A 10932-nucleotide genomic window follows, 5' to 3' on the forward strand; every position below is an offset into this window, starting at 1 on the left:
CCCTAAGCCTAAAGAAGGAGAAAAAGTAAGTTCATTCTATGAGGAACTATATTTAGAAGCAGTGAAGCAAAGTCCGCAAGCGCTACGAAATATTTTTATACCCCAAAATGGGGAACCGTTAACCCCAGGATATAAAAGAATATATCTGGCAGCCATGAAGCAAAATGGATATCAACTTCGATTTATACATCATCCTACTGTAATAGATCCATTAAACCGAGACTATAAAGAAATATATCTAGCTGGTGTGAAAAAAAATGGAAGTGGATTAGTCTCTATACCCAAACCATCAGATGGAGCGCCTCTCACCAAAGATTATAAAGATATTTATATTGCAGCATTAAAACAAGACAGTAAGATAGTAGAACTGGTTCATAAACCCAAAATGGAAGAATCATTACCTCAAGACTATAAAGATATTTTTAGTGAGGTTCTAAAATTAGATGGAAAAGAACTGGAAAAAATACTTAAATTTATTCCTGTACCACCAGATAATGAATTAAGTATAGAAGGGACACTAAACCCTGATTATAAATGGTTGTGTCTTGAAGCATTGAAAGAAGATGGAGATGCAGTAAAATTTATCGTTCAACCTAACAATGGGGAATTAAACCAAGATTTTAAAGATATTTATCTTGCTGCAGTGAAGCAAAATGGGGATGCATTAGAATTTATTCCCAAACCAAAAGAAGGCGAACCATTAAGCTCATTTTATGAAGAATTGTATTTAGAAGCGGTGAGGCAAAATGGAGATGCGTTGAAATTTATTCCTACAATGAAAGAAGAACTCACCCCATATTATCAAAAACTTTATTTAACAGCGGTTCAGCAAAACGGGAATGCGTTACACTATATCCCTCATCTTAAAGACGGTGAACCATTAAGTACATTTTATAAACAACTTTATTTAAATGCAGTGAAGAATAGTTTAGATGCGCTTATGTATGTTCCTCAATGTAATGAAGAATATAATGAATATAAAAAAGAGATAACTCGTTCTGTCTTATCTGAAATGAAATATCTTCTTATAACAGAAAAAAATATTGCGGAGGAAGATCGTGAAGTGCAAAAAGCGGCTCACGTCTATAGTCATGCCCAAAAGCGGTTAGGAAAAATCTCACACATCAGTACTCAGAATATTCATTTATTACTTGATAGAAATATCGTCTTACCAGAAGGTGTCAAAGTTAGCGTCTTGAGTCATGCTGCTGCTGATATTAAATCTATGGCAAACATGAAGGTAGAAGACTTCTGTAATCTTGCTGTGGAACAATCTAATCTTAAAGAATTTACTTTATTAGGCTGTAACACAGTGCAAGCAGAGATATCCAATAAAGAAAAGGAAATGCATCAACAATTCAAAGAAAAAAGAAAAGAAAAATTAGCAAAACCATGTGGATTTGTTTTAACGACAAAACCATTTCCTAATCATTTAACTCCTGAAGGTGTGAATGAAATAAATAAATTACTCACTAAGCAAGTTGGACTAAATTCTTCTTATTTGCTCGCAAAAACAGGAGCAGGAGATAATGAGCGATATACATTATCTTATGTAAAAAAAGAGAATGAAACTCTATCTGTAGAAGTGTGGCCTATTGATACAGCACAGTTGAAAGAGTTAGCGACTCTCGCAAAAGGAGGCAAGGCATTTCAATTTCCATCTGGTCAAGCAACAACTTCTGTATTACACAGCATACAAAGACCGTTAACACCAAAAAACATGCTGAAAATTATAAATACAGCAGATGATGTACACTTAAAATTTGAAAAAACACATCCTGAGTATAAGGATCAAAAAAAGATATATCCATTTTTAACGAGTGTTACGTTAAAGGAGAATGAAGAAGCAAAATTACAAGATTCATTTATGAAAAAATTAGTGGGAGCTATAAAAGATGATGTTCGCATCACTCGATCCATAAACATTGGGGCATTTCCAAATCCTCTTTATGTGGATGATAGAGATTGGGGATTCCACACCTCACACTTGCGTATATATAGTGGTGAAACCAACAATCCGAATACAATTTTTGCAAGAAAAAATGTACATGTTGATGTGGCGAAATTAAAGCAAGCTCGAAAAGAGAAAATATATCAAATGACTGCGGAAGAATCAGACAAAAATAAAGTTGAAATGAGTGGAGCTAAAAAAATAAAATTTACTGTTGAGTTTAAAAACAAATTAAAAAATATAAAAGAAGAGCAGCAACAAGAAGTCTCTAATTCATCAATATACTTAGGGTCTTGAAAGTGACACTCAATAAGTAAGGAGAAAAGTAAATCATCAAATGCATCCAGCAAATTCTCTAGATGCCATCTTGATTATGGATAAACTGAATTACTTGGAGGCTTTTTTTGGTAGTTCCAAGAGCGCATAAAGAGGAGTACTCTTGATAAAGGAACGAGGTTCTTAAAATGGCATCCTCTTTTGAGAATTCTGTCATTTGAGTGAGTATTTTTGTATTAAATCTGAATTTATTATCCAATTATTTATGTGATTAATCGTTTGTTCTATTGTTCTTTCTTGAACTCTACTGTTAAGACAATACCAATTAAATTTAATATCAAGTTTGATACTAGGAACCTTAATAATTTTTAAGCGACTTTCATCCAGCACTCTTTTGTGAACGATACTCCAATAGTTCCCTGAAAATAATAGATTTTTTACAGAAAAAATTGTACCTGCTTCTAAAGCCACTGTTAATGGCAAATCATGCTTGGCAAAAAGCACTTCAGCTTTTTCTCGGATATATCCTCCATTTTCTGGAAACACTGCCTCATAAGCTGATAACTCAGCTAAAAATACCTTATCTTTAACAGTTAATGGATGTTTAGCAGAAGCACAGATACAAAGTTCTTCCCGCCATAACTTTCCATTCGCTAAATTTTTTGTTTGATTAGAACGTGTGGTACAAATCACAAGATCAATGAAACCATTATCCAATTGTTCAAGGTAATCTCTTTCATTAATAGTTTTTACATTGATAGTTATTCTTTCGTCTATTGATTGAATATAATTAATTAAATCATAGATAAGATAATGAGCAAGATAGAATGAGATACCTATTTTTAAGGTCGTTTTGAATTGCTGTGAGTAGGAGCTCATTCCTTTTTTCATTTCATCATACGTCGATGAAATTTGCCTTGCGTAGGGGATTAATTTTTTCCCAGCCTCTGTAAGTTTTATTCTTACTCCATCAACGGTAAGCAAGCGAGTATTGAATTCACTTTCCAATCTTTGAATACGCTTAGTCATGGCAGAAGGTGTCACATATAATCTTTTTGCCGCCAAAGAAATTGAGCGATATTCAACGACTGTTAAAAATGATTTTAATTCAATGATATTCATTTTAATCTAATAATTTTTACATTTTTATATTTTTTTTTGTGGTATCGGTGGAATACTATCAAAATCACACTTACATGTTCCACTTGCTTCAGGAGGAAGTGGAACTTCTGAAAAATCACTAGCATAACACACAGAAATATTCCATGCTGATTCGCCTGGGCTAATTGTATTTGGTAAAGACCAAAAATGATTAGCAGCATAAACTTTACCTTTTTCACTTTCCCAAATCAAAGGAGAAAACGTTGCCTTATACCTTAAATTTTCTCCAGGCTGACAAGGGAAAGCCTGGCGCGTCCAAAACTTTCCAGCAGGTACTGTTAATGTAGTTAAGACCTTAGTTGTTTCTGCATCTATAACATTTACTGAGACAGTATACTTATTCCAACAGTTATCTTTAGCTAATGTGAAGTAACATGTAATACCCCAAAGTGAATTGGATAAAATAAGACTTAGAGCGACAATAAAAGTTCTTGCTAGCATAATTGAATCCTTCAAAGTAGCGTTTGGTATGAAGAAATGTTATCAGTCTTAGAATAATTTACCTAATATTATCTGGGATCCGGCCAATGCCCGAACTATATTATGCTCGCTATTAGACCATTCTCTAGAAATTAACGTTTAGTTAAGAATGGTATTCTGCTACGATGAATAAGTAAAAAGCAAGACCCTAGGTATTCAACAAAGATTCTAATAAAAGTGAGCACATTACTTAAACTTAATTCTGACACATTAAGATGACTCTTACATTGGAACCATGTTTAGATGGAGTTAATTGCCATAGTGTATTGCATCTGATAGCATAAAAATCTCTTTCTATATTATATGGGTAAGTCTATGATTTTACATCAAGGAAAAAAAGAGACAGGATTAATTTGGCCTGCCCTATTACTCACTGCAACTTGTGCTCACGCCGGGACAATGGGAGAGATAGCACCGCCAACGAATTATTATAAAAATCTCCAAATTTCTGCAGCAGGTGGCGTTAATTGGTATAATGTTCCCAATACTGATCTTGTTATTTCTTCTTTTGAAACAGACCGTATCCAAGTCAATCATATTTCAACTGATGGCGCCTGGAAGATTGGTGTAGGTTATTATCTGCTTGAAGATACATTGTCACAACGACCTTACTTAAATCATTTATTATTTGAAGTGAACGTGTATCAAACATTTACCACCCTGAATGGTAGTGTATGGCAATTTGAGCTTCCTGAATTTAATAACTACAGCTTTAGGGCACCGGTCACAAGCACTCGGTTAATGTTTGACTTTAAGCCGAATCTTTTTACTTGGGATAGGGTTTCTCCTTATGCCATTTTAGGTGTAGGGGCAACTTGGAACACTGTATCATACAATGAAACAGCAACTGGCGCAGGCATTAACCAAGACAGCGCCCTGTCATTATCAAACAATACTACAACACAAGTCGCTTGGGATACAGGAGCCGGATTGCGTGTGGCACTCACGAATTATTTAAGTGCTACCGCAGAATACATCTATACCTTTTTGGGTCACGGTTCTCCTGCTAATGGGCCAACAAATGAGGTAAGTTTATCCGCCGCTCCTCGTTTTTCACTTCAAACCCAAAGTCTCTTGTTTGGACTTAGTTTAAAGCTTTAAAAGGATATTGTTATGAAATTACGGACAATTTTTCTTGGGGTTACTAGCGTATTGTCTCCATCATTGATATTTGCAAATCCTCCAGTCATCCTATCAGGACCAACTCCTACTATTTCGCCAACATATAGCGTTGGTATTAGTCAAACCGTGATGTACACAATAATAAATTATGTACCTAAGCGTTTCCCATTAACGATTAGTGGCATTTCTAAACCCCTCACCCGTATTACTGTGGATAATGACTGTCAAAATAGCTTCCAGCACATGATTTAAGCCATCCTTCCACTTGTAACATCGGATTTACCATTACACCGACAGAATCAGAAATGGGTTCGATCATCAGACAAACACTGGCGGTGGATTATAAAGGCAGAACACCTCTTGAAGATACTATTTCATTTAAAGTGGTGAATGCGCTTCGTGCTTATATCGCTAATTTTGGCAATAATTCGGTATCAATGTTTTATTATTCCAATATTCATGAAACAACTCTTTGAAATACATTGGGATAGAGCTGAAAGGGAATAATTAATTAGCCAGGGGCTTGGGCATTCAAGATTGAGTATCACCACAATCCCTATCCCCTACTTTTTCAAATTTAAATTTTCAATACACAATTGCATTTTATAGTGCGGTACGGGATGCCATGAAGCTATAAACTCCCCAATGATTTCAAAACCCGCTTTTTTATAAACATGAACTGCACGCTCATTAGAAATCTCAGGATCAATAAGCATTATTTTGGCATCAGAAAATTGACTTAAGATAAATTCATGAATCATCTGTACTGATAATCTCTTGCCAATATAATCCAATCTGCAAATGAATAAATCCAGTGTTACTGCGCCATCAGGATATTCTTCCGATTCCTCTATTTCAGAAGTAATTAAATAAGCGAATGGGATTTCATTATCATAGGCAATCCAATGAGTAGCCCATGCCTCTCCATTATTTAAAAATTGTTCAATGTCTTTAATCGTATTACTTAGACCATCACCATGAAGCCATTCATTAATATGTGGCTGATGAATCCACCCTAGAATAAGCTCATGTTGTGATTTATTTATTGGTTTGAAACAAAAACGAAACTCATTTGTGGAAGCTTTAATCATCAAAATAACACTCAAATAATGGAGACCTATCTTGAAATTATATCATCTATAAGAAAGCAGTGGATGTTTATGGGGGGTTGGATATGCACTGTCAAGAAACAGCTTTTCTAAAACAGATTAAATAACGGACTAAATAGCATCTATTCCACATAAAAATAAATAGATAAGCACACTCTATTAAAGTTGTATTTTAAATACATCTTTAATATAATAATCATGTATAACATACCGTAAAGGAGAAAATCATGTCAGCAACTCATAAACCTGCTAAAACCATCAGTGATAAAATTGCCTTTGGTCTTGTGAAATTTTTTCGGTTTTTTGCTGATACTTTTTTTCAAAAACGATATGGAAATCGAGCAATCGTCCTTGAAACAGTTGCTGCAGTACCGGGCATGGTCGGGGCTGCGTTACTGCATTTACGCTGCTTAAGAAAAATCAAAAATGATGAGGGCTGGATTAAAACGTTGCTTGATGAGGCAGAAAATGAGAGGATGCATTTGATTACTTTTATGTATATTGCTAAACCTAATTGGTTTGAACGATTTATTATTTTCATAGCCCAAGCTATTTTTGTAGTTTTATATTTGTTGATGTATGTTCTTTCTTCTAAAACAGCCCATCGCTTTGTTGGTTATCTTGAAGAAGAAGCTGTTGTTAGTTATACCCATTATCTGCAAGAATTAGATGAAGGCCGTATTGAAAATTGCCCTGCTCCTGATATTGCTAAAAACTATTGGCATTTAGCTTCTGATGCACGCTTACGTGACGTGCTATTAGCTGTACGTATTGATGAAGAAGAGCATCGAGATGTAAACCACCAGTTAGCTGACAAATTAACGAACGAGCGTACTCTTTTAACCCAACTGGAATCAGAGCTTATAGATAATAAGAGCAGCAACCAATAAGATAATTATCAATAACCAGAAATAAAAGGTGCATCATGATAGCAGAATACAGTGAGTTAATGTGCTATAAACAAATAGAACTTGAAAGCCATGGAAAACTACAATTTTTCCTTGAAAAACACAGCACTAAAGAAGGTACCTGGGGTCAACTTACCCTGCTCGAGGGTGCAATTGATTTTGTATTCCTAAACGGTCGAGGACAAGAGCTATCACGCACTCGAATTAACGAAGAGCATCCCCAATTACTTATCTCCCCTGCTGCATGGCATAAAATAATTCCTGTCAGTGAACCTTTTAAGGCAAATCTTAAGTTTTATTGTATGCCCCAACGTTATTTTAATAAAAAATACGGCTTAGGAGCTGCACATAGTGATTTAGTGTATGCCTATCAGACTTATTTGCGTCATTTACAACCTACATCAATTCTTGATGTAGGTTGTGGCTCAGGAAGGAATTTATTGTATTTAACAAAAATGGGACATAAGGTCACTGGGATCGATCACAACCCCTCCGCATTGGAGACCATTGAGGACATACTCCAGAAAGAAAACTTGCCTGGAGTCGATATGTTACTGCATGATTTAAACCAACCTCTAAATATTGAACCAGAATGTTATGATCTAGTCCTCTCCACAGTCACCTTACAATTTTTAAATAGGCAACGCATTCCAGAATTGCTTACCGAACTCCAAAAAGCAACCAAGAAGAAGGGGTATCATTTTTTAGTATTTCCTATTCACTCAGAACTTTATTCACTGCCCAAGTTCTTCACTTTTTTGCCGCAAAAAGAGGAGCTCTATCATGTATATCAAGACAGTGGATGGTCGATACTCGAATATAAAGAATCGGTAGGTCATTTACATAAACAAGATGAACGGGGAAGACCGATATCAGGTTTGTTTGGTCTTTTGCTCGCGCAGAAAAGCGCATAATAGTTTAGTTCATTTTACAATATCAGGCTTTAGTAAGTTCCATTTTGGAACTTACTGCATATTCATCAAACTCCATTCAAGACTTATCACGTGGTTCAAGCGATAAATAAGCCAAGTCAATGTCTACTGTAAAATCACGCACCGCATTGAAAGCATATTGATTTTATTTCTATACTTTTAATCAATAGTGATAGGGAAATAAAATGGAAGCTTATAGAAATTCAAGTGGGAGCTCTGGAGTTGAGCTATACGAAATAGGAGTAGACTATATTATTGTAAAATTTAAGAATAGCACCTATGCCTACCATTACACATATAAGAAGCCCGGGGTTCATGATGTTGAAGAAATGAAAAATTTAGCTAAAGCAGGTAGAGGTCTCAATAGCTATATAAATCAAAATGTAAGAAATAATTTTGAAAGAAGAAAGAAATTATAGGCTCCTACCCATTCTTAAATCAATAAATTCCAACTACAACTGACACGCCAACTTGAATGTGACATCATTAAAAGCTTTTTGATGCAGCAGAATTATTGACGAAGTCATATTAAATTGAAACCTTGGAACTACTTAGTAAAAAAGCAAGAATAAACTGCGCGTTTTTTTAAATGCAAAACTCTTAATAAATAGATTTCTGCAATGATAGAATTAACTTAGATCAATATAATATAGAAATAATATGACAATGTCTGAACCAACTATTATCTGTCCCTCCTGTAAGTCTGAAATCAAACTGACTGAGTCCCTTGCTGCTCCTTTGATAGAATCAACGAAAAAGCAATATCAAGAGCAGTTAGAGAAAAAAGATCTTGAAGTCGTTGGTCGTGAAGAAACAATACGGCAAAAAGAAAACAATTTAAAAGAGGCACAACGTCACCTGGATGAGCAAGTTTTAAATAAAGTCCAAGAACAACTGAAAAAAGAACGTGCTTCTATTATTCAAGAAGAAGCTAAAAAGGCAAAACTTGTATTAGGAACAGAACTTGAGAACAAAACTAAAGAATTATCAGATTTACAAGAACTTTTAAAAGCTCGAGAAGAAAAATTGGCTGTTGCCCAAAAAGCTGAAGCCGAATTCATGAAAAGACAGCGTGAACTGGATGACGCTAAAAGAGAAATGGATTTAACAATAGAGAAACGTATTCATGAAGGATTAGAAAATGCTCGTGTGAATGCAAAAAAAGAAGCAGAAGATTCACTTAATTTAAAGCTTAAAGAGCGAGAGCAAACTATTTTTTCCATGCAAAAACAAATTGAAGAGTTAAAAAGAAAGGCAGAACAAGGTTCTCAACAACTTCAAGGTGAAGTACAAGAATTGTTACTTGAGTCAATGTTACAAACAAAATTCCCTTTTGATTCCATAGAGTCTGTGCCAAAAGGAGAGTTTGGTGGAGATGTAATGCAAAAAGTTGCAGATGCAAATGGTCAGATATGCGGTACTATTTTATGGGAATCTAAACGAACTAAAAACTGGAGTGAAGGATGGCTTGCAAAATTGAAAGACGATCAACGGACTGCCAAAGCAGAAATTTCTGTTATAGTTAGTCAAGCCTTGCCTCCTGGTGTTGAAACTTTTGAAATGATTAATGGTGTTTGGGTCACCCATCCTAGGGCCGCATACCCTGTCGCTATGGTACTTCGTCAGTCACTTCTAGAGGTTGCTATGGTACGTAACTCTGCTGAAGGACAACAAACAAAAATGGAGGTGGTTTATCAATATTTAACTGGCCCTCGATTTCGACAGCGAGTAGAAGCAATCGTTGATGCCTTCTCATCCATGCAATCAGATTTAGAAAAAGAACGAAAGGTCATTATGAAGCAATGGGCCAAACGCAATGAGCAAATAGAACGTGTAATGGGCGCCACGATCGGTATGTATGGGGATTTACAAGGCATTGCTGGCAAATCCTTACAAGAAATTGATGGATTGGAATTAAAATCGCTAGAAACTGACGATGATTTTTCGGAATCTAACTGAATTTTGTTAACTAAATTGCTAAACAGTTTTTTGTTAATCTACATTTATAATGATATTAATTCAACTTCCCAGTCTACTTCGAGTTATTTCTTAACTTGGCAGTTAGAAAAGATTCGATTATATGCGGACTGGCCTTGCTTTCAATAAGATTATGTGGTGAAAAATGATCGTTCAAAATATGAAACACCTTTTGCATAGCTGGTTTGATTTTCCAAAAAATAAACTGTTCTGCCAGGTTTCCACCGTAAATGATGGGCATCCGCATATTAGAACGATGGATTTATATGATTTCACAGATGATGGATCGTTGATTTTTTTGACAAAAACCAACTCTAGAAAATGGAATGACCTTAAAAAACAACCGCATATTGCAGCATGCTTGCTCAATTTAGATGTTGGTCAAATAACAGTTGAAGGTTCTGCCTTATTACAAACGGCTGAAAATAATTTAGCGATAGCTACTCACTATTGGGAAAACTATTTACCTAAATATTGGCAAGATTTCTATTTATCACATTTTTCTCCAAATATACATTCTTCGGAAATACCATCGTCATTTGGAGTTGTTAAAATTATCCCTCATGCATGGGAAATTTTGGAAATTAATACAGAAGACTTTCTTAAGGGTTCAAGAAAAAGGTTTATATTAAAAGAGAATACATGGGAAATGGTTAAACTACCGCTCGAGTAAATGCTTTATTTTTATGCTTTAGATTGGCATTTTAATCCTGCTGATTACGTTGATAATCCAGTAGCATTAGCTCGTGTTTTTTTTAAAAAAAAGCGGCTAAGAAGCCGCTTTAAGAAAAAAGCCCTGGCGATGACCTACTTTCACATGAGGAAACCTCACACTATCATTGGCGCATGTTCGTTTCACTTCTGAGTTCGAGATGGAGTCAGGTGGTTCCAAACCGCTATGGTCGCCAGGAAAACTGTTTTGAGTTCGCGCATTGGAGCGCGTCACTCAGGTAAATAAAGAGAGTCATATTATATCTTATATTAAGTACACTCTGAAGTAACTCAGATTATATGGT

At 35.2% G+C, this 10932-nt stretch carries 12 protein-coding genes and 1 rRNA gene; 9 read left to right on the top strand and 4 right to left on the bottom strand.

Features of this window, described 5'->3' with window-relative positions:
• A partial coding sequence (locus Lsan_RS05455; RefSeq protein WP_193392683.1) for a DUF4116 domain-containing protein occupies positions 1–2248 on the top strand: 2248 nt, incomplete at its 5' end.
• A gap of 192 nt (positions 2249–2440) precedes the next feature.
• On the opposite strand, the gene Lsan_RS05460 is transcribed toward Lsan_RS05455, so the two are convergent.
• Entirely contained in the window at positions 2441–3349 is a 909-nt protein-coding gene (locus tag Lsan_RS05460; RefSeq protein WP_058513495.1) for a LysR family transcriptional regulator, read from the bottom strand.
• Between the two features lie 24 nt (positions 3350–3373).
• The gene (locus Lsan_RS05465) at positions 3374–3829 is read right to left on the bottom strand and encodes a hypothetical protein (protein ID WP_058513496.1); all 456 of its coding nucleotides are present in this window, start codon (positions 3827–3829) and stop codon (positions 3374–3376) included.
• A 354-nt stretch (positions 3830–4183) separates the two neighbouring features.
• Between Lsan_RS05465 and Lsan_RS05470 the strand changes: the two genes are divergently transcribed.
• Genes Lsan_RS05470 through Lsan_RS21965 form a run of 3 tightly spaced genes read left to right on the top strand, consistent with a single transcriptional unit; the run spans position 4184 to position 5466 of the window.
• Positions 4184–4969 carry an outer membrane protein gene (locus tag Lsan_RS05470; protein ID WP_058513497.1) on the top strand — a complete coding sequence of 262 codons (786 nt, stop codon included), beginning with the start codon at positions 4184–4186 and terminating at the stop codon, positions 4967–4969.
• A gap of 12 nt (positions 4970–4981) precedes the next feature.
• Positions 4982–5242, top strand: a complete 261-nt coding sequence (locus Lsan_RS21960) for a hypothetical protein (RefSeq protein ID WP_133134395.1) — start codon at positions 4982–4984, stop codon at positions 5240–5242.
• 53 nt (positions 5243–5295) lie between these two features.
• Complete coding sequence (locus Lsan_RS21965; protein ID WP_157068287.1) at positions 5296–5466, top strand: hypothetical protein; 171 nt, start codon at positions 5296–5298, stop codon at positions 5464–5466.
• Positions 5467–5553: 87 nt separating this feature from the next.
• Here the strand turns inward: Lsan_RS21965 and Lsan_RS05475 are convergent, their stop codons facing one another.
• Entirely contained in the window at positions 5554–6081 is a 528-nt protein-coding gene (locus Lsan_RS05475; protein ID WP_193392684.1) for a GNAT family N-acetyltransferase, read from the bottom strand.
• 245 nt (positions 6082–6326) lie between these two features.
• Between Lsan_RS05475 and Lsan_RS05480 the strand changes: the two genes are divergently transcribed.
• From Lsan_RS05480 to Lsan_RS05500, 5 genes are all read left to right on the top strand, one after another.
• The gene (locus Lsan_RS05480) at positions 6327–6989 is read left to right on the top strand and encodes an alternative oxidase (RefSeq protein ID WP_058513499.1); all 663 of its coding nucleotides are present in this window, start codon (positions 6327–6329) and stop codon (positions 6987–6989) included.
• 35 nt (positions 6990–7024) lie between these two features.
• On the top strand, positions 7025–7921 hold the full coding sequence (gene tehB / locus Lsan_RS05485) for an SAM-dependent methyltransferase TehB (RefSeq protein ID WP_058513500.1): 897 nt from the start codon (positions 7025–7027) through the stop codon (positions 7919–7921).
• A gap of 203 nt (positions 7922–8124) precedes the next feature.
• Complete coding sequence (locus Lsan_RS05490; RefSeq protein WP_058513501.1) at positions 8125–8358, top strand: hypothetical protein; 234 nt, start codon at positions 8125–8127, stop codon at positions 8356–8358.
• Between the two features lie 241 nt (positions 8359–8599).
• Entirely contained in the window at positions 8600–9898 is a 1299-nt protein-coding gene (locus tag Lsan_RS05495) for a DUF2130 domain-containing protein (protein WP_237762047.1), read from the top strand.
• A 163-nt stretch (positions 9899–10061) separates the two neighbouring features.
• Positions 10062–10589: a pyridoxamine 5'-phosphate oxidase family protein gene (locus tag Lsan_RS05500; protein ID WP_083505084.1), complete on the top strand. Its 528-nt coding sequence runs from the start codon at positions 10062–10064 to the stop codon at positions 10587–10589.
• Positions 10590–10710: 121 nt separating this feature from the next.
• On the opposite strand, the gene rrf is transcribed toward Lsan_RS05500, so the two are convergent.
• Positions 10711–10826: ribosomal RNA gene (gene rrf, locus Lsan_RS05505) — 5S ribosomal RNA — on the bottom strand.
• Positions 10827–10932: the final 106 nt, after the last annotated feature.

The sequence above is a fragment of the Legionella santicrucis genome, assembly GCF_001468135.1.
GTDB classification, from domain to species: domain Bacteria; phylum Pseudomonadota; class Gammaproteobacteria; order Legionellales; family Legionellaceae; genus Legionella; species Legionella santicrucis.